Source organism: Halioglobus sp. Uisw_031 (genome assembly GCF_047729875.1).
GTDB lineage: Bacteria > Pseudomonadota > Gammaproteobacteria > Pseudomonadales > Halieaceae > Marimicrobium.
In genome coordinates, this window is record NZ_CP159826.1 from 3,349,324 (window position 1) to 3,368,508 (window position 19,185).

A 19,185-nucleotide genomic window follows, 5' to 3' on the forward strand; every position below is an offset into this window, starting at 1 on the left:
GGGCCACGTATCAAGACCGGACGGTGATAGCTTCCTATGCGGACTTGGAAGCTCTCTAGATTTACCAACCCCAAGCCGATTGTCGGTCATACTGGCGGCCAGTAACGCTATCACGCTTCCTGTAGCGCGAGGGGCTTGACCAGCGCAGTCGAGTGCCCGACAAACCAAATGACGCGGTCGGTGGCACCCGGCTGACAGCGAGGACCGTCCGGGGTAATACCGCTTTGCAGCCCCCACCCATGATTTGTCGCTCAAGACACGCGGCCTAGTCAAAGGGCGTTCCTGGAAAACGTAAATTGCCACATTTCCATCATTTATTAGCTTGCGTTGGCGGCCAAGATGAGCTGCAATGATGGCAAATAATTAAACCGGAGCAGAATCATGTCTACACTGTTTAAAAGTACCCCGATTATCGCAGCGCTAGCACTGGCGACAGCCAGCCAGTTGGCAAGCGCCCAGCAGCTAGAAGAAGTCATCGTTACCGCGCAAAAGAAGGTTGAAAGCCTGCAGGACGTCCCTATTTCGGTCGTCGCGATGCAGGGTGAACAAATTCAGCAAGCGGGCATCCAAAATATGATGCAGCTGTCTGATTACGTGCCCAACCTGCATATCGCCATCGCCCCGGTAAACACCAACATCTATATGCGTGGCGTAGGCTCTGGCAATAATCAGGGCTTTGAACAATCGGTAGGTATGTATGTCGATGGCATCTATATGGGACGCGGTCGTCAGTATCGTAACGCCTTCTTGGATTTAGAGCGTGTGGAAGTCCTTCGCGGCCCGCAGGGCACCTTGTTTGGCCGCAATACGGTGGCCGGTGCCGTCAGTGTTATCACCGCCTCGCCCGTTATAGGTGAGGAGCTCAATGGCGCGATCTCCGTAGCCGCCGAGAGCAACAACGGGTTTATCACCGAAGGCTACATTGGCAGCGACATCACTGATACGCTGGCAGCGCGCTTTGCCTTTAAATATCGTGAAACCGATGGCTGGGTCGATAACAAGTACCTGAACGAAGACGAACCTAATCTTGAGGACACGACCTACCGCCTCACCACTGTGTGGCAGCCCACTGACGAACTCGACGTCAATTTTAAATACGGCCACTCTGACGAAAAGCGCACAGGCTCTACCGCTGCAACCTGGTTATATCTGACGCCAGCCCAGCGGGATGAATATGTGCCTAATCGCGGTCCGTTTGCCATCGCTGCTTACTCCTTAAACGATGAGAACTTTCCGGAACTCGCTGTGGAGGCAGGCCAGGACTTCACTGCTTACCGAGATAATAATTACGGCAGCCTGGATTACGTTGGCCTAGGCCGCAACCCCGACGGGGATAAAGGTGATGTCAATAACGTCGCCATGGCGATTAACTACGACCTCGACGGTTATATGATTACCTCGATAAGCGGTTATACGGATTATCATGTCACCAGCGGCGCAGACGTTGACTGGCTACCGCTGCGTTTCATTGCTCGCGACGACGACGAGAAGTTTGATCAGTGGAGCCAGGAATTGCGCGTACAGTCTCCCGGCGGAGACTTTATAGACTACACCGCCGGGCTGTATTACGACACCAGCACGCTCGATAACAGTCGCTTGGTTCCGGTAGACGGTTCTTTTCAGGGCCTGTTCGGCTCGATTCCAACCTGCTTGCTTGTCACCACTTTACCGTGCGTTCCAATCGGAACGCTTTTGGGCGCCGAGTCTCTGGTTGGCGTGGTGACGGATCCTCTTTTAGTGGGCTATACCAGCAATCAGCTCGGCCGTAATCACAGGTATATATTGGACTCAGAGTCTTATGCGGCGTTCGCACAGGGTATGATTAACATCACCGATGAAATCACTCTGACGCTGGGCTTGCGCTATACCAAGGAAACAAAAGACGTACAGAGCACCCAGTTCCTAGTGGACGATAACAGTGGTTACGACGCCCCGAGCGATAGTTTCTATCTAGCACAAATTCAGGCTACACAATTCAACACCTACGCCTATGACTACAAGCAAAACAGAGAAACCGAGGATTGGATTCCGTCAGCTGTTCTGCAGTGGAACTACTCCGATGACAGCATGCTCTATGCCAGCTTTTCGCAGGGCTTTAAAAGTGGCGGATTTACCGGCGCGGACGATGGACAGCCCGACAACTTGCCTGTCGGCGGGTTCCCTTGTGCCAATGGGAATGTCCCAGTGCAGCCTGCGGACGCCACCCTTGATGTTTCGACCTGCTACGATCCGACACAACCCAGTGACGACTTTCAGTTTGAGGATGAAACTGTGGATGCCTTCGAAATCGGTGGCAAGCACCGATTGCTAGACGGCGCTATGACCCTCAACTGGGCCGCCTTCTACAGTAAGTATGACAACCTGCAAACGGCAATCTTTAAGGGTGTTGGATTCGGCGTAACCAACGCCGGTTCTGTCGACATTCAAGGTATTGAGATTGAATCACGCTGGGCCGCTACCGACAATCTGACACTGGGTGCGAACCTTGCTTACTTGGATGCCACCTATGGCGAGTTCAAAGAAGCGCCTTGCACCGCGATACAACTCGATGCGAATCCACAGTGTGGCGTTGACGGCCCCACCAATGTGTTGAACACGTTCAACGATCTGGATGGCGAAAACACGCTGTACGCTTCGGATTACAGCGCCTCAGTGACGTGGGACTTTGTCTACCCGCTAAGTAGTATGGATGCGTTCGTCAGTGGCGAAGCCAATTATCGGAGTAAGTTTTTCTCCAACGGAGACAACGATCCCTTTGACCAGATCGACAGTTTTACCAAGGTGAACCTGCGTGTGGGTGTGCGGACAGAAAGCTGGGAGCTGACCGCTTACTCTCGCAACGTGTTTGATGAGGCCGCCCTATCACAGAGCTTCGATGTACCGGTGCTGTCTGGTTCACACGCGCACGTGATGGACGAAGGACGAGTTTTAGGTTTACGCGCAGCTTACATGTTCTAGGTAATAGCCTCGCGAAGTATTCGTGAAGTGAAGGGCGTGTTGCGAGTAGATTCTTTTCGATGTCCATAAAAGAATCTGAGAATCTCGCACCACCCCTGTCTAGCGATCACTATCTAAAGACCACCCCTAAACATCATCCCCTAAAGAATGGACTTCACCGTCCATTCTTCCTGTTTTTTCAGCACTATTTAGCCGTGTAATATCCCCTAATCAGCGGCAGGTCGGCGTACGTTCGAATGCCTGCATTCGCGTTGCATACGGCTGAAATAGCATTCACTACCGGCATAGCGGTGACCACGTTGGCCAGATCAGCGGGGCGACCTCCTTGCATTTGAGCTTTGGACGGTGCGAATTTCACCCGCGTGTGGATACCAGGATCACCTTGTACTTCCATCGTGTAACCGTGACTTACCGGCCAATCGGGCTGCAGTCCCTTGCCAGCATTCCACACCACTTCCAATTCAATCACCGCTTCTTGATCTACCATGCCGGTCCACACACATTTTTGTCCGGCGATGGTACCCGCAGGGATCGAGTAGCCGTGAAATTCTCTATCATCTGTGGCAGTTGCTGACTCATAGTCAAAACGGATCTCAGTGATTGGAATGTGCAGCAGGTCAGCAATTAAATCGATGCACTCAGCATAGGTTCCCAACACACTCTCATTGGTCGCACGCCACTTCTCCTCTGGCGGCTGCCCCCAACCCAGGTTGGCGTAATTGGCGATCGCTTCATAGTGTGTTAAATCCACCGATTCCAAAAAACGTATCTTGGTGAAGCCATAACTCGCCGATGCCATCAGCGCAGCGACAAAATTGGCAAAGCCCGGAAATATTCCAGACCCAAACAAACTGACCCCGCCTTCTTCGGCGGCCTTAATCAGGCGACCCTGAACCTCTGGGCCCCAAGAGCGAGCATTAATAAAATAGCTGGAGACCACATTTTTACCGGCGAGCAGGATGCGCTCAACCTCATCGATGTCAGGAAAGGTTGGCATATAGCAAACACAATCCGCATCCATTGCCAGCAAATGCTCTATGTCGCCGGTGGCGATCACGCCGGTGGGATCAATGCCACACAGTTCACCGACATCCTTGCCGGCCTTGTCCTTGCTCCACGCGTAACAACCGACGAGCTCTAACTCGGGGTGTCGCATAATGCCTTTGACAGCTTCGCGGCCAACGTGTCCGGTTGTCCACTGAATCACTTTATAAGTCATAACTGTAAATCCTTGCTAAGCAGTACGCGGCATCCCAGCGCGATTGGCGCGATCAGCCACGGAAGATTAAAAACTAAATAGTAACCCAAGTTGGGGGGCGGGTGATCGCCCAAAAATGTTTGTACAAAGTAAAAAAACATATTCGTCGTCCCCGCGCCCGCATAGATAAGACCGACGGGCACAAGCCAGGGGCGTTGACGAATCAATCCAACAACGACAAATAGCAGTATGGGCGCCTAAAAGAAGCCGTCAAACAATGTCGCCGCAATCAGGTTCGGCGGCGGATTGAGATGCGCCGGTTCCTCGGCGACGGCCCAGCCATGAAGTGCACGCAACGGTGGCCACGGACTGTCCGCTGACACCGGAACGCCCAGTCCCTCGGGCAGGCTAAAAAGAAATCCGTAGAGTATTGAGATTGAAAAGAACGCTAAGAAAAGTAGGTCAATGGGTCGCCTGATGATGGCTTTTTTGGGGGTGACACTGGAACCCGTTTCAGCAGCTAGCGTTTCAAAAACACGAAAATTCATATCATCCTCCTTCTCAAAGCACAGATCGCAGCGAAGCTTAGCTAAAACAGTATCAATCTCATGCCGCTAGCTCAACTAACGATGACAGGTAAGTCACTTGCCAGTAACATGGTGGCACATTAATAATAACATCACCTAACAGAGCAACTCGCCATGTTATCCATCGCATTAATCGTTATCGCAGTGTTATTTCTTGCGCCGCCATTGCTGTTTCTGGTCTGCCTTAAAGTGGCTCCTCGCCCGCTATTGCAGTGGGTAGATAATCGAGCCTATAAGGCACTGGATGTCGACGCCTATAACCGCAATAGCCCCTATAACGCCCCAGGATTCAAGCCTGTACATACCCTTTGTAGCAACGCTGTACTGCAAGTGTCAGGCAAGATTCCTGACGATCTAGAGGGCGTATACCTGCGCAACGGCACCAATCTGCAGTTTGAGCAGACCAATGGCCGCTATCACATGTTTAATGGAGCCGGTATGTTGCACCAAGTCCAGATTAAAGGGGGCAAAGCGAGCTACTCGAATACGTACGTCAAGACCCCACGCTATCAAATAGAGGATGCTATGGGTCAAGACCAGTATCTGCATTTCGGCGACCTGGCCGGCGGTGGCAAGGCAGGGCTGGTTAGGATGGCTGTTGCTGCATTGAAGCAGCGGTCTGGTGTGCTGCCAGCTTTGGAGGTGCTCGAGAGCGGGTCATCCACGACCGCCGTTCAGTACCATCACAGCAAGCTTTATTGCTTGCAGGAGACCGGATACCCCTTCGCACTCAACACGCGTTTAGAAAACGGCTATTTGATACTGGATGGCGAAGGCGAGTGGGATAACTTTAGCGGTAAACTTGATGGCCCTTTTACCGCACACCCCAAAATCGATCCAGTGACGGGCGACTGGTACACCTTCAGCACACAGTTCAGCAGCGGTCGGCTGTATCACTCTGTGGTGAGGCAGGGCAAGTTGGTGCAACACAGTGTCATCGACCAACAAAAACCGGCATTAGCTTTTCTACATGACTATTATCTGACAGAGCACTATTTGGTGTTCCCTGATCTGTCCTTAAGATTCAATCCAAAAGACATGTTCGGGCCCGAGAAGAGCCCCATGGTATTTGACGCCGATTACAAAATGCGCTGGGGTATTATAAAGCGCGATCATCAACCGGGCGACCCTGTTAGGTGGTTTACGACAGAGCAGCCCGGGCACCTCTGGCACGTGGTCAACGGCTGGGAAGAAACCCGTGACGACGGCGGTACCGATATCGTATTGTTCGCGCCCGTCTTTCGCAGCTATCCGTCGAATCTGCCCATTCACAATCCCCAAGAGCCGCATGCCAAATTCAATAAATGGCGCCTCAATCTTGACAGCGGCCAGGTCACCGAAGATCGAGTGTTACTGGATCATTTTTATGAGCGTCCCAGCTTTAATACGGCCTATATTGGGAGGCAAAATCGTTACGCTTATCTCCTCGACGAGGAAAAGGAAGGCATGATGGCCAGGGGAGTGCTGAAGTACGACATGGTCGACGAGCGGGAAGTCGCCTACTTCGATTATGGCGAATTTTACGGCGGTGAGGCTCTGTTCGTGCCGCGCATGAATGCTTCAGGTGAAGACGACGGCTATCTGTTGGAATTACTGATGATGGCAGACCGTGCCGAACTACTGATTATTGATGCCGCCACTATGCAAGAAATGGCCCGCCTGCATCTGCCCCAACGCGTGCCATTTGGCGTACATTCTTGCTGGCTTAATCAAGAAAAGGTGGCGAGTCTGGCCTGATGGTCTAACGCTCTTTCAGCCACTGCTCAGACAACTCCCACAGGCGTCTACCCGCCACCTCGTTCGCTGTTTCTGCGCTGGGCTTTGCTCTGGCGCAATGCGAAAAATAGTGTCCGCCTAGCTCATGGCGCTCTCCCCATGTCGCACAGAATACTGACGTTGCAGCGCCTTGATTAGCCGTTTTAGTAAAAGGACGCACCAGTCGCATAGCCAGTCTAACCAGCGCTGAATCACGGCCTATATCCGTGGTAACCATGGTGCCTGGGTGCAGATAACACGCAGTAAGGCCTTGATCAGCGAAGCGGCGATGCAACTCAACGGCCATTAAGGCATTACAAAGCTTTGCCTGACCATAGGCTTTCATGGTGCTGAACTTATCCTTAGGATAAGGCAGTGCAGCAAAGTTAAGGCGCGACGGTGTGCGGTGAGACTCACTGGATACCATCACCACGCGGGGTGCAGGTGCCGTTAATAATTCGGGCAATAGTGTTTTTACCAGCAAAAAGTGACCGACATGGCATACGCCTACAGTCTGCTCAAAACCGTCGCGGGTCTCCCCATACTCCGGTGCTACCAAGCCCGCGTTGCAGATGATGGTGTCTATTTTTCGTCGCGATAACTGCCTACAGAAATCACTGACACTGTCTAGGGAAGCGAGATCCATTACGGCGACTTCTACCGAGCTTTGAGGGTGTGCTTGCAGCAGCCGCTGAAGCGTGGACGCGGCTTTTTCGGTACTGCGGCAGGTGGCTATGACCGTGGCGCCGGCAGCCGCCAGAGAGCGCGCGGTTTCATAACCGATACCGGTATTGGCGCCGGTAACAATAATGACCTGCCCGCTAAGGTTCTGGTCACGCAACACGTCATCGGCGGAGCTGCGATGGTTAAAAGACGGTACGTCGGACATAGGGGTAAATCCTCACAAGGTTGCAGAATCTTAGCAGGCACGAATCAAAAGTGCTCTTATTCCATCCGACGCTCCACTGACGTTGCGTCTATCGCAGAAAAGGCAACGTCGCGGATGATATCGAGAGCGTATTGGGGTGTCTTATTGGCACCCATTGATCGGTGCTAGCCAATAAAGTGTTGTAACACATCCCGGTTCGATGTAGCGTACGCAATCAAATATAACACGTGTTGTATAACAGATGTCACAGAGAATGGTGTACCAGACCGAGGAAACCAGGGAGAAAATTCTCGTGGCGGCAGAAGCTCTGTTTATCGAAAAAGGCTTTTTCGATGCCCAGATGAAGGCATTAGCGGTGGCTGTCGGCATTAGTCGTAATAGCCTGTATCGCTATTTTCAGGACAAGAACGACCTAGGCTATGCGGTGCTAGGCGTGGTATTTAACAGGATCGAGAGCCGCTTTCACCTGCTGCTGACGGACCCCGTTTTAAACGCTGGTCTGTGTGGGCGCGAGCAGCTAAGAATAGTTCTGAAGACGGGGTTTTTAAATGAGGATTTACGGGCTGACTTCTCTTTTATGGCCGAGTTCGACGCCCACTTCTCAGGCAGTCGGATACCCCCCGACTTTCAATCCCGTGTAGGAACCTCTGTGTCGACGTCCATGTGGTCCAGAGTCGGCGAGATTGTGGCGACGGGAATAGCAGATGGATCGATTCGTCAGGATTTCAGTCAAAGTGCGCTAGAGACCTTGGTACTGTATTCGATGAAGGCCCTACAGGGGCATATTCTACTGCGCCGCTCTGCCCTCGTCGGACTGTCCAGCGACGAAGTCAATCAACTAGTGCCGAACCTGATCACCGTCCTGATCGACGGCTTGAAGCCAACCGAGCCACAGTGACGAGGTACCGAACATGATGAACTCCCCCACACCTGAGCTACTCGATAGAGTGCATAGGGAGACCGCAACCGACATGGTTCGGCAATTAAGCAACGTCGAGAAAGCGTCCCTCTGCACCGGCCGAACATTCTGGGAACTGCAGGGGGTAGAGCGATTCAATCTCCCCTCTATCTGGGTGACTGACGGCCCCCACGGCCTGCGAAAGCAGCAGGGGGACAGCGACCACATCGGCCTCAGTGACAGTGTGCCGGCCATCTGTTTCCCCACGGCGGTCGGTCTGGCGAGCAGTTGGAACAGGGGTCTACTGATGGCAGTGGGTGAGGCACTTGGGCAGGCCTGCGTGGCAGAGCAGGTCAGTGTGCTGCTGGGCCCCGGCGTTAACATCAAACGCAGCCCACTGTGCGGGCGAAATTTCGAGTACTTTTCAGAAGATCCTTACCTGTCTGGGGAGATGGGTGCTGCCTGGGTTCAAGGTGTTCAAAGTGAGGGTGTAGGGGCAAGCCTCAAACACTATGCCGCAAATAATCAGGAAGGCCATCGCATGGTTGTCGACGCCGTTATCGACGAGCGTACCCTGCGGGAAATCTACCTACCGGGCTTTGAGATCACCGTCAGAAAAGCACAACCGTGGACAGTGATGTGCTCATACAACCTACTTAACGGCACCTACTTGGCTGAAAATCACCTGCTACTCACCCGCATCCTTAAAGAAGAGTGGGGCCACACCGGTCTAATCGTCAGTGATTGGGGGGCATGTAATGACCGAGTCAAGGGCATTGCCGCGGGACTGGAGCTGGAAATGCCTGGCAATGGCGGCATTCATACGCCCGCCGTGCTGGCTGCGCTTGCGTGCGGCGAGCTGAGCGAAGCGCAGTTGGATGCCGCTGCCATCCGGGTCGTCGAGCTGATTCTTAAATCTAGGCCCGCCCTCGAGCGGAACGCCACTTACGACCGCGATGCCCATCATCTAATCGCTCGGCGAGCGGCCGAGGAATCTTGCGTATTACTCAAAAACGCGGCAGGCCTGCTTCCACTTTCCAAACAAGAGAATGTGGCAATTATCGGCGCGCTTGCAGCAACGCCACGTTTTCAGGGCAGTGGCAGTTCACAGATCAATCCTACCCAGCTCGATATTCCGCTGGAGGAAATTCGCAACCTGCTAGCCACCGATAATCCGCCACCCTTCGCCCCGGGTTACAGCCTGACGCACGATGACATTGACCAGCAGCTCATTGAGGATGCCTTGACCCTCGCGCGGGACGCCGGAACAGTGGTGTTATTTGCGGGACTGCCCGACAGTTATGAGTCCGAGGGCTTCGACCGAAATCACATGCGGCTGCCCGCTGCCCAGCTCAAGCTTATAGAAGCCGTGATGCGGGTTACCGACCGGCTGGTGGTGGTTTTACAGAACGGCGCGCCGGTCGAAGTGCCCTTTCTCGATCAGGTTGGGGCGCTACTGGAAACCTATCTCGGAGGCCAAGCAGGCGGGTCCGCCGTCGCTAGAGTGCTATTCGGAGAGGTAAACCCCTCAGGCAAGCTGGCAGAAACCTTTCCTCTGCGACTGGAAGATGCAGCCTGCCATGACTGGTTTCCCGGAGAGCCTCGCCAGGTTCAGTATCGGGAAGGGCTATGGGTCGGCTACCGCTTTTTTGACACCAGCGAAACGCCGGTGGCATTCCCCTTCGGCCACGGCTTGTCCTACACCACCTTTACCTATCACCAGTTACGTGACGCTGAAACCGATCTACCCCCCGAGCAAGTGGACAGCGATCAGCTGGGGGAATGGGATGGGCTAACAGTAAAATGCGACATTGAAAATACCGGTGCAGTGGCAGGCTACGAAATAGCCCAGCTCTATATCGGTGCCGACACTCACAGCGTTTACCGACCTCGGCGCGAACTGCGGGACTTTGTCAAAGTCTGGCTGGAGCCAGGCCAAACTCATACAGTAGTCTTTGAGCTGGGTCGCAGGGGCTTTGCCTACTGGGACAAGGATGTCCACGACTGGATGGTCGAGGCAGGCGACTACCGCATCGGAATCGGAGCATCCAGTGCCGACCTTCGGCTGTCTTGCGGGTTAAAGGTACTCTCGGGTACGGCGGCAACACCCCCGAATCCAGCTCTGCAGGCGTATTTAGAGCCAGGAAAGCGCACTTTTGATACCGCCGCGTTCACCGCTCTGCTGGGTCAGCCGATTCCGAAGGTCAATCCCACGTTTCCCTATCACCCCAATTCGACTCTTGGCGAGATTCGAGGCACCTTCATTGGGAGAAAGCTACATAAGCTGGTTCTGCGTTCCGTCAAAGAAATGGTGCCCGATGAAGTAGACGAAAAGCTCGACCGAATACTGGGCGCCATGCTGGGCGAAATGCCCCTGAGAAACTTAGTGATGCTGTCCGGTGGCAAGTTCCCACCGTGGCTTTTAACACTGTGTATCCATCTGATGAACGGCCAGTATTGGCACGCTTTGAAAACGTTGATCAGCAGGGGTAAGCGCTGAACACAGACCGATAAAACCAAACACAAAGGCAACCAAAATGGCATTCCCCAACACACAAAGCAATACCGTATTTATCGTTATTACAGCGCTTATAAGCACGTTCAGCACCTGTTCTCAGGCGCAGCAACCCATGATCGAGGAGGTGATGGTTACTGCCCAGAAACGAGAGCAGAATGCCCAGGATGTCCCCATTGCCTTGACCGCGATTGACGCAGACACCATTCAGCAGGCGGGCATCGAGACGACTCAGGACGTTGTGCGACTGGCTCCGTCTCTGACGGTTAATGAAGCGAATCACAAGCAGACCAGCTCCTTTAGCATTCGCGGTGTTGGAACGAATGTGTACGGAATCGGCGTGGAACAGGGCGTTGCCCTGCTGGTAGACGACGTTGCTGCCGTCCAGCCCGGGCAGACTCTGGGTAGCCTCGTGGATATTGAGCGAATTGAGATACTCCGTGGCCCACAGAGCACCCTATTTGGGAAAAATGCATCGGCCGGTGTCATCAGTATCACCACGAAGGCACCTTCCGATACCTTTGAAGGATCCATGGAGGCAACCGCCACCGATGACGGTGAGACCGGCGTCGTGGGCTCGGTGTCAGGCCCCATAATGGATAATTTACGCTACAGACTGACAGGGAAATGGAATGACCGAGACGGCTACATACACAACCTCACGCCTAACGTCGATGACAAGAACGGTGCTCGGGTCAAAAACCTCAGAGGTAAACTTGACTGGGACATAACGGATAGTGCCACGGTGAAATTCTCCGCTTACTCTATGAAAGACAAGTCAAAATGCTGTGCCTTAACATGGGAAAGTATGCCTCTGGGCAACTCAATTTTGGGTCTACCCATCGGCTATCCAGCGGACGACATAAGCCCAGGGAAGGACAATTTCGATTTCCGTGGAGAGGATGGCCCCTACAGCACATCCGAATCGACCGGTGGAAGCGTTCGATTGAACGCCGCAGTGGGCGAGTTCGAACTGGTTTCGATTTCTGCCCTCGACAACTGGAACTATGATATACAAGAGGACGTCGATTTCAGCGACTTAGACGTGCTGGGTTTCTTTAGCGGCGATCAGGAGCAAGGAGGCTGGTATTCCAGCGGTGACATTAGCACCAACTTCTACTCGCAGGAGTTTAGGCTGCTATCACCTTCCTATGAAAAGTATGAGTACCTAGTCGGCCTCTACTACGCGAATGCCAAGACTACCGAATATTTTTTCCGCAACCTGACCCTTGCACTCGCGGACAACGACACCACGGCCAAGACGGAAAGCCTCAGCGTCTTTGGTCAGCTCACTTGGCATTTTACTTCCGCTACCAGCGTCACCGGCGGCCTACGCTGGCTAAACGAGGAAATTTCCGCTGATCTCATAAGTTATCTGGATACGGTACCTGAAAAAGTATCCGGCAATGACAGTGACTCCCCCATCGTGGGCAGAGTCTCGTTACAACATTTTTTGCACGACGACATCATGACCTATGCCAGCTATGCGCGAGGCTATAAAGGCCAAGCATTCGATATCGGTGGGGGAAAGTTTAGCGAATATGCGGCGAACAATCCCGTCGACTCTGAAAGCTCTAACTCTTATGAACTTGGTGTGAAAAGTATCCTTTGGGATCGGCGCTTGCAGCTAAACGTCGATGTCTTTTACACCACCTATGAGGATTTTCAGGTACAGCGTACTGACCTCATCGATGGCGTCGTCGTTTTTGAGCTCGACAATGTGGGCGAGTTGGTGACTCAAGGTATCGAGCTGGATTCCCTGATCCTACTCGGTGAAAATATCGCACTGACAATGAACGCGTCCTATATCGACGCCAGTGCCAATGATTATGACGGTGCCGCCTGTTGGTCTGGACAAACAGCTGCAGAGGGATGCGTACTAGGGCTGCAGAATGTTGATAACGGTAGACTGCCGGTTTCACCTGAATGGAAATACACGGCAATGCTGGACTACAAGATTCCTTTCGACTCAATGCCCTTCGATGCGTTTGCCAATATTATCTACACCTGGCAAGACGATACCATCTTCAATATCAACCAGGACCCCAGCCTGACCCAGGGAAGCTATGGCCTAACCAATCTGCGGCTCGGATTGAACGACGAGGAAGGCCGCTATCGCCTGACATTCTTTGCGAACAATCTGTTCGACAAAGCCTACGCTAGCAATAAGATCAATTTGACTCAGCTGTTTGCGCCGGGGCTCACAATCGGACAGGTCCTGCCCCGCAGCGCGCAGCGCTATGTTGGCGTTCAGGCAAGGTATAATTTCTGAAATAGCGCATTAGCGTCAGGGAGGAACTAACACTGGCGTCAATGGTCTTAACCACTATAAGCCTTGATGCCACAAATTCATGTGGCATCTAACTGTTAATGTATCACCATGAAATTTCTGTCCGCCACACGCGCTCCCCGCCTCCCAGTGTTGTCTCTGGCATTTATTTGCTGGCTTGCTTTTGCGAGTTCCGCCAGCTTGGGTCAGGCAAGTCGGCATTGTTCCGAGGCTTTAGGACAAGTCCGGATCACTCCGGGAGAAGCGTTCTCCGGTGATCTGGAAATCCTTAGCTGGAACATTCAGAAAGCGAGCAATGACGGGTGGGCGCAAGATCTGGCTGTGCTTGCTGACGAGGTGAACCTGGCTTTTATTCAGGAAGCGTCGGTTCAAGCCGAGCTTTCGAACGCGATCAACAGTCCCCTGTATCAGACCTTCGCCGCCGGATATGCTGACTCTAGCCAACAGACAGGCGTAATGACCCTCAGCACCACTTCCCCCATTGGGCAGTGCAGCCTCACCAGCTGGGAGCCCTGGCTAGGCACGCCGAAAGCCACCAGCGTCGCCGAGTTCCCCCTCGCCGGACGCGAGGACCGACTGCTCACCATCAATCTCCATGCGGTCAATTTCGCGCTGGGACTCCACGACTTACGACAGCAGTTTCGAGCGCTGGCCGAGTTGCTTGAGCAACATCAGGGCCCGGTGATACTCGCGGGTGATCTCAACACCTGGAGCGGGCAGCGGCAAACAGTGGTGGATAACTTCACTAACGAGTTTGGTCTCGGTGCCATCGCGTTTAACCCAGACCTGCGTACCACGGTATTTGGCCGTGCCTTGGATCATATTTATATTCGCGGCCTGCAGGCACAGTCGGCTCAGGCCATTCCGGTCACCAGTTCCGATCACAACCCCTTAAGAGTTAGGTTGGTATTTAATTGAAACAAGCACCTGATAGCACCCTCGAATTCGGCGACTGAATAGCCTGCTCTGTCATCGGCTAGAGGATCGAGAGGGCCACAAGGATCAGCGATAATATTTATCCCGCGCCACAGGCCTGTGCTAATCTGTGCCGATACTAAGGATCATATTTTTTCCGCGAGTGCTCAAGATAATGACCAGATTAGTCGGCCAACAGCTACCCTCAATAACGCTTAAGACACAGAAATCTTTTGGGGTCGCGCCTCGAATCGGCATGCTGGTGACTTTAATGCTAATACTGGCAAGCGCCGTTAATGCACAGACAACAGGAGAGGCTCAAAACGAGCAATGGTCTGTCGCCCGTGCCTCGATCTGGTACGACCAACTACCCTGGCCTGTTGGCTTCAATTACGCGCCGCGCTACGCCATCAATCAGCTTGAAATGTGGCAAGAAGACACCTTCGACCCTGTGATTATCGATCAAGAACTCGGCTGGGCAGCTGGAATCGGCTTTAACATGGTCCGTGTCTTCCTGCACCATCTGCCTTGGCAGCAGGATGCCGCAGCCTTTTCACAACGGATTGATCTATTCCTGAGCATCGCTGAGAAACATGATATTGATGTTATGTTTGTACTGTTTGATGATGTGTGGAATCCGGTTCCTCAACTTGGCAAGCAACCCGAGCCAACGCCGGGCGTGCACAACTCGGGCTGGGTTCAGTCACCAGGTGCGGCAATCCTCGGAGATATTCATCGGCACGACGAACTAGAACCCTATGTGCGCGGTATCTTATCGCGATACGGAGACGATGAGCGTGTCGCCATATGGGACTTATACAACGAGCCCGGGAATCTCAATGCCATTCCTTACGGCAATGCGGAAGTGGATGATAAACCCAAGTATTCGCTGATATTGCTAGAGAAAGTCTTCGCGTGGGCGCGTAGTGAAAAGCCCATCCAGCCGCTAACATCCGGGGTCTGGCGAGTGAAAGATGGGCGCTGGCTGGGCGAGGATAAAGATGACCCAGGTGCGGCGCTTTTTGACTTTATGCTGCAACACTCTGACATTGTGACGTTTCACTCCTATTTAAATGCCGCCGAAACAGCTATCGCCATCGATTCGCTCGCACTTCTCGATCGACCCATGATCTGTACTGAATACATCGCCAGAGGGCACGACAGCACGTTCGAAACCCTCTTGCCGTTATTTGCCGAGCAGGATATTGGCGCTATCCACTGGGGCTTCGTGTCCGGAAAAACACAAACCATCTATCCTTGGCGTTCCTGGGTGGGGGCTATACGTTTCTGGGACAACCTGTTCTCAGACGAACCTGATCCCTGGCACCACGATCTGCTATATGCGGACGGCAGACCCTATCGTCCTGCGGAGGTAGAACTAATTAGCACCCAGATCAGTGAGAAGGTCGCACATGCAAAAAAACATTAAAGGAACATTCCGCTTAGGAATAACGCGGCCATCACCCCATCGACAATAATCCCCGGCAGCGACTGCTTTAAGCTCGTTTTATCGACCATCATCGAATAAAAACGCGCCAGCAGCCCGAACCCCCACGCGACACCGAGTGTCATGTAAATCAGTGGTTCATTGAGCGCCAGCGCCATGATGCCACCGCCCAAGTGCAGACCCCCGAAGACCACTCTGGCCTCCGATAGCGCCATTGGACTCCCCAACTCGATATGCTGCCCATCAGTGATCAAGCGTGGCTTGAAAAAACCAATCAGCCCCAGAACTACAGTGAACAGCGCACCAACGCGCGGTAGCCAGTCTATGAGCATATCCATATTGATTATCCTTGTGAGTCATTAATGTTAGCCTAGCAATAGTAGGGCCAGAAATCATAGTCCTTTGCCCTCTCTACTAATCCCGAGCATGTAATTTCGATGCGCAGCGCAACATGTTATACGGCCGCACTTAACAGCCCCTTGTGAGGGTATCGGTTGAAGGAGTTCAAGGGCATCATTGAGATCCATTCATCCGCAGTATAGCTAGGCAACCAACAGGGTAGCAGACATGAGCACAGAGTTTGATGTGACAGCATTCGGTATTCAGTTAGACGATGAGTTTCACCACCCCTTTAGTGACGACCACCCCGACTGGAACGAATCCTACTTTTTCGATTGGTACGATGCGTCAGGCAGTAATGCTGGCCACTGTCGCGTCGGCTGGCATCCCGTCCAACAACGCATTCTATTCTGGCTATACCTTTACAATGGCTCCGAGTGGCTGGTGATAGAAGAATACCGCCTACCATTTTCAGCGCTACGGCTTGGCTGTGAAGATAGCCCAGGGGCGGCCAAGAATGCCTTCTCTTATGAGGGCTGGGGTCTCGCCTTCAAATACCAACCACAACAACCGCTGCGCACTGGTCAACTCAGCGTGAGCGGGTTCGCACGAGTGCTTTGCGGTCAGAGGCAGGGCATGATCAAACCGGTTGAGCTAGAACTGACTATTAGCGCCATTGGTCCTCCCTACTCTCGAGGTGGCGGCGCGGTTGAAAGCCATAGTGCGGATAATTTTAGCACTGACCGCTACGAACAGCCGACTCAGTCACAGGGGTGGATGGCTATAGACGGCGAAAGAACCGAGCTAACGGTGCGAGGAGAACGCGATCACTCATGGGGACCGAGACCCTGGGATATGGGTTGGCAGTTCTTTGTCGTCAATAACGAACGTTTTAGCTTGCTCGCCACACAAGTACAAATACCCGAATGGCCACTTATAACTATGGGCTACTATCATGGCCACGGTGAAGCGATGGAGCAGCTCGCGGAGACAGAGCTTGTTCTTGATTTTGACAGCACCAATCCAACACAGGCTGTTAGCGGGACATTTAGTCTCCTGTGTGAAAGTGGACGTAAAGTGCTAGGGTCTATTGAAACCATTTCAGGCACTGAAATCGATATTACGCATACGTTTTCGACCCCCCATAGAAGTGAGTACAGACGCTCACTCATTCGCTGTACCTTCGATGATGGCACCCAAAGCATCGGCTGGCTCGAATGTAATCGTGAAACAAACTAGCCTCGCGGCCTCGCTAAACAAAAAACCACGGGGCCTACAGCCCAGCAGGTGGTTACAAAGAGAAGTCACTGCTCATGAAAATTCTGAACAATAAAACTGTTGTGATCACTGGAGCTGCAAGCGGCATAGGCCGAGCAGCGGCGCTCGCCTTTGCCCGCGAGGGCGCCAACATCATTATCGCAGACGTAAACTCCGCAAGTGGTGTTGAGCAGGAGGTAAAGGCGCTGGGCGTCGATGCTATTGCCTTCGCGTTGGATGTTTCAGATCCGGTGGTTTACCAACAATTTTCCGAAAAAGCCATTGCGTGGAAAGGTGGCGTCGATATATTGGTGAATAACGCGGGCTTTATGGCGGGCGGCGCCATACAAGACTATAGCCTAGAACAATGGCACAACATTACTAAGGTAAACGTGCACGGGCCATTCCACGGCGTGCATTTCTTCCTACCGCATATGTTGGCGCGCAAGTCAGGCCACATAGTCAGCACCGCGTCCTTGTTCGGACTGGCTCATTTACCGTTTGTCGGTCCCTATTGCATGACAAAGGCGGCAATAGTGGCCTTTTCCAATAGCCTGCGCGCCGAGGTTGCTCATCAGGGGGTCGGAGTGTCGGTACTGGTTCCGGGGTCCGTTGACACGAACCTGGTAAACAATGGCGACTGGCATGCCTCATCAGGTGGCAACATGATTCCTGACATGTTTGAAAAATATGGTTCCTCATCAGCAGATAAGGTCGCACTCGCACTGGTGAATGGCGTAAAGAAAAACAAGCGCCAGATATTGGTGGGGACTGACGCTCAATTGTTATCGCGCTTCATTCGTTTGATGCCTGACAGTCTAAACAAGAGCTTTTGTGGTTTTGCTCGAAAAACGATGTCTGCATGATGACGAAAGCAGCCTGGTGAGAAACATTCGGCGCTGCTTCGCACATTCGACCCAGATCGTGTATAACGTTGCATTAACCCGATCCCACAAGACAACTGAAAATGCCATCACACTACCTGCATATGGATCCCTTTCTATCCGCCGGCGATGCAAAAGATATGTTGTCTATCGCGCAGTCCTTTGGCAGTTTTGGCACCTACGCTGATGAAGGGACCAGTGACACCCTTGGCGAGGAGCTACCGCAGCGCTTTGATGTGGGGATCAACTACTTTAACCAGGGTCTAGACGGTGCAGGCAATAGTGATTCCCCTGAGGTCGCGGCCAGCCGAACCAATTATTTTCGAGAGACATACGCGTACGGCAATGATATCAAAGCTCCGGGCATTGAGCCTTTTCTGGAACATCCAGAACTTTCCCGAACAGCCAAAGCCATCTCGGGATGTTCCAACGTTGTTCCGGCGATCGTCTACGCAAACCTGCTTATACCCGGCCAGGAGTTGGCGATACATACCGATGTGCCTGAGTTCCGAGGTGCAAATCGAAAGGTCGTACCGCAGTGGCTTTTAGTGGTGATGTTGCATTCCGGGCTATTTGAAAAATGGCGGATCCCCATTGTCACCTGTGTGTCATGGTTTGGTGATGCTAAAGGAGGTGCGTTCACTTTCTATCCTGAGGGAGCGAATGGCAAAAAATCTGCAATTTCCGCGCAGCATAACTCAGCGATCCTGATCGACACTGACATGACATTTCATGGCGTTGAGCGAGTGGCGGGAGGACTACCTGACCTCGCCCTAATCGGGAAGAAAACACGTCTACACTTCTGTGGCGAGACTACCTGGGAATTGCGCGAGTCAAAAGAGGTCATTGATACATTCAGCTGGTCGGATATACGCTATTCGATCTCTTGGAAGGCCTACTGCTTTGCTGATGACGAAGCAGAAGCCTTGTGGAAATCGGGTATTGATACTCTTTCTGCAACGGACATTATCGATACCCTCGAGGCTGCTCTGCGGGCGCGCGGATTACTGAAGGTCGCACGACCTAATCCTACGGAGCTCGCGTTATTACTGGTAGATACGTTTGTTAAGTATCCCACCGCAGCACACTCAACCTGCGGGCGTTAGCCGGCTCCTAGAGAAGGCGGAGCAATAGACGTCGACACGGGAGCTAGCGCCGATTCGCTGCGGAGCCCGATAAAATGTGCTACGAAATGACAACAAAGGCACTAGGCCTGAGCAGTAATTAAGAATTTCTAAGGGATGCAATTATTC

The 19,185-nt window shown here is 52.9% G+C and carries 14 protein-coding genes; 10 read left to right on the forward strand and 4 right to left on the reverse strand.

The features are described from left to right. Positions 1 to 381 precede the first annotated feature (381 nt). Positions 382 to 2,958: a TonB-dependent receptor gene (locus ABXT62_RS15180; RefSeq protein ID WP_415356118.1), complete on the forward strand. Its 2,577-nt coding sequence runs from the start codon at positions 382 to 384 to the stop codon at positions 2,956 to 2,958. Positions 2,959 to 3,142: 184 nt separating this feature from the next. On the opposite strand, the gene ABXT62_RS15185 is transcribed toward ABXT62_RS15180, so the two are convergent. Both ABXT62_RS15185 and ABXT62_RS15190 read right to left on the reverse strand, forming a co-directional pair. Then, positions 3,143 to 4,177 (reverse strand): hypothetical protein, encoded by a 1,035-nt coding sequence (locus ABXT62_RS15185; protein WP_415356119.1) that lies wholly within the window; start codon positions 4,175 to 4,177, stop codon positions 3,143 to 3,145. Positions 4,178 to 4,413: 236 nt separating this feature from the next. Beyond that, positions 4,414 to 4,704, reverse strand: coding sequence for a hypothetical protein (locus ABXT62_RS15190; protein WP_415356120.1), 291 nt, complete (start codon positions 4,702 to 4,704; stop codon positions 4,414 to 4,416). 153 nt (positions 4,705 to 4,857) lie between these two features. On the opposite strand from ABXT62_RS15190, the gene ABXT62_RS15195 reads away from it, so the two are divergent. After that, positions 4,858 to 6,480: a carotenoid oxygenase family protein gene (locus tag ABXT62_RS15195; protein WP_415356121.1), complete on the forward strand. Its 1,623-nt coding sequence runs from the start codon at positions 4,858 to 4,860 to the stop codon at positions 6,478 to 6,480. Between the two features lie 4 nt (positions 6,481 to 6,484). On the opposite strand, the gene ABXT62_RS15200 is transcribed toward ABXT62_RS15195, so the two are convergent. Beyond that, complete coding sequence (locus tag ABXT62_RS15200; RefSeq protein WP_415356122.1) at positions 6,485 to 7,387, reverse strand: SDR family NAD(P)-dependent oxidoreductase; 903 nt, start codon at positions 7,385 to 7,387, stop codon at positions 6,485 to 6,487. 241 nt (positions 7,388 to 7,628) lie between these two features. Between ABXT62_RS15200 and ABXT62_RS15205 the strand changes: the two genes are divergently transcribed. From ABXT62_RS15205 to ABXT62_RS15225, 5 genes are all read left to right on the forward strand, one after another. Next, on the forward strand, positions 7,629 to 8,285 hold the full coding sequence (locus tag ABXT62_RS15205) for a TetR/AcrR family transcriptional regulator (RefSeq protein ID WP_415356123.1): 657 nt from the start codon (positions 7,629 to 7,631) through the stop codon (positions 8,283 to 8,285). Positions 8,286 to 8,298: 13 nt separating this feature from the next. After that, complete coding sequence (locus tag ABXT62_RS15210; RefSeq protein ID WP_415356124.1) at positions 8,299 to 10,785, forward strand: beta-glucosidase family protein; 2,487 nt, start codon at positions 8,299 to 8,301, stop codon at positions 10,783 to 10,785. Between the two features lie 37 nt (positions 10,786 to 10,822). Then, positions 10,823 to 13,072, forward strand: coding sequence for a TonB-dependent receptor (locus ABXT62_RS15215; protein ID WP_415356125.1), 2,250 nt, complete (start codon positions 10,823 to 10,825; stop codon positions 13,070 to 13,072). A gap of 108 nt (positions 13,073 to 13,180) precedes the next feature. After that, positions 13,181 to 14,008, forward strand: a complete 828-nt coding sequence (locus tag ABXT62_RS15220; protein WP_415356127.1) for an endonuclease/exonuclease/phosphatase family protein — start codon at positions 13,181 to 13,183, stop codon at positions 14,006 to 14,008. 172 nt (positions 14,009 to 14,180) lie between these two features. After that, on the forward strand, positions 14,181 to 15,434 hold the full coding sequence (locus ABXT62_RS15225) for a hypothetical protein (RefSeq protein WP_415356129.1): 1,254 nt from the start codon (positions 14,181 to 14,183) through the stop codon (positions 15,432 to 15,434). On the opposite strand, the gene ABXT62_RS15230 is transcribed toward ABXT62_RS15225, so the two are convergent. After that, on the reverse strand, positions 15,431 to 15,790 hold the full coding sequence (locus tag ABXT62_RS15230; RefSeq protein ID WP_415356130.1) for a hypothetical protein: 360 nt from the start codon (positions 15,788 to 15,790) through the stop codon (positions 15,431 to 15,433). The genes ABXT62_RS15225 and ABXT62_RS15230 overlap by 4 nt on opposite strands. A 229-nt stretch (positions 15,791 to 16,019) precedes the next feature. Between ABXT62_RS15230 and ABXT62_RS15235 the strand changes: the two genes are divergently transcribed. From ABXT62_RS15235 to ABXT62_RS15245, 3 genes are all read left to right on the forward strand, one after another. Then, positions 16,020 to 17,030 carry a hypothetical protein gene (locus ABXT62_RS15235; protein ID WP_415356132.1) on the forward strand — a complete coding sequence of 337 codons (1,011 nt, stop codon included), beginning with the start codon at positions 16,020 to 16,022 and terminating at the stop codon, positions 17,028 to 17,030. A gap of 74 nt (positions 17,031 to 17,104) precedes the next feature. Next, positions 17,105 to 17,914 (forward strand): SDR family NAD(P)-dependent oxidoreductase, encoded by an 810-nt coding sequence (locus ABXT62_RS15240; RefSeq protein WP_415356134.1) that lies wholly within the window; start codon positions 17,105 to 17,107, stop codon positions 17,912 to 17,914. 101 nt (positions 17,915 to 18,015) lie between these two features. Next, positions 18,016 to 19,038: a hypothetical protein gene (locus ABXT62_RS15245; RefSeq protein WP_415356135.1), complete on the forward strand. Its 1,023-nt coding sequence runs from the start codon at positions 18,016 to 18,018 to the stop codon at positions 19,036 to 19,038. Positions 19,039 to 19,185 lie beyond the last annotated feature (147 nt).

Coding starts and splice junctions, on each gene's coding strand:
- ABXT62_RS15235 (WP_415356132.1), top strand. CDS start 16,020: ATGAGCACAGAGTTTGATGTGACAGCATTCGGTATTCAGTTAGACGAT.
- ABXT62_RS15190 (WP_415356120.1), bottom strand. CDS start 4,704: ATGAATTTTCGTGTTTTTGAAACGCTAGCTGCTGAAACGGGTTCCAGT.
- ABXT62_RS15180 (WP_415356118.1), top strand. CDS start 382: ATGTCTACACTGTTTAAAAGTACCCCGATTATCGCAGCGCTAGCACTG.
- ABXT62_RS15185 (WP_415356119.1), bottom strand. CDS start 4,177: ATGACTTATAAAGTGATTCAGTGGACAACCGGACACGTTGGCCGCGAA.
- ABXT62_RS15215 (WP_415356125.1), top strand. CDS start 10,823: ATGGCATTCCCCAACACACAAAGCAATACCGTATTTATCGTTATTACA.
- ABXT62_RS15230 (WP_415356130.1), bottom strand. CDS start 15,790: ATGGATATGCTCATAGACTGGCTACCGCGCGTTGGTGCGCTGTTCACT.
- ABXT62_RS15220 (WP_415356127.1), top strand. CDS start 13,181: ATGAAATTTCTGTCCGCCACACGCGCTCCCCGCCTCCCAGTGTTGTCT.
- ABXT62_RS15240 (WP_415356134.1), top strand. CDS start 17,105: ATGAAAATTCTGAACAATAAAACTGTTGTGATCACTGGAGCTGCAAGC.
- ABXT62_RS15245 (WP_415356135.1), top strand. CDS start 18,016: ATGCCATCACACTACCTGCATATGGATCCCTTTCTATCCGCCGGCGAT.
- ABXT62_RS15200 (WP_415356122.1), bottom strand. CDS start 7,387: ATGTCCGACGTACCGTCTTTTAACCATCGCAGCTCCGCCGATGACGTG.
- ABXT62_RS15195 (WP_415356121.1), top strand. CDS start 4,858: ATGTTATCCATCGCATTAATCGTTATCGCAGTGTTATTTCTTGCGCCG.
- ABXT62_RS15225 (WP_415356129.1), top strand. CDS start 14,181: ATGACCAGATTAGTCGGCCAACAGCTACCCTCAATAACGCTTAAGACA.
- ABXT62_RS15210 (WP_415356124.1), top strand. CDS start 8,299: ATGATGAACTCCCCCACACCTGAGCTACTCGATAGAGTGCATAGGGAG.
- ABXT62_RS15205 (WP_415356123.1), top strand. CDS start 7,629: ATGTCACAGAGAATGGTGTACCAGACCGAGGAAACCAGGGAGAAAATT.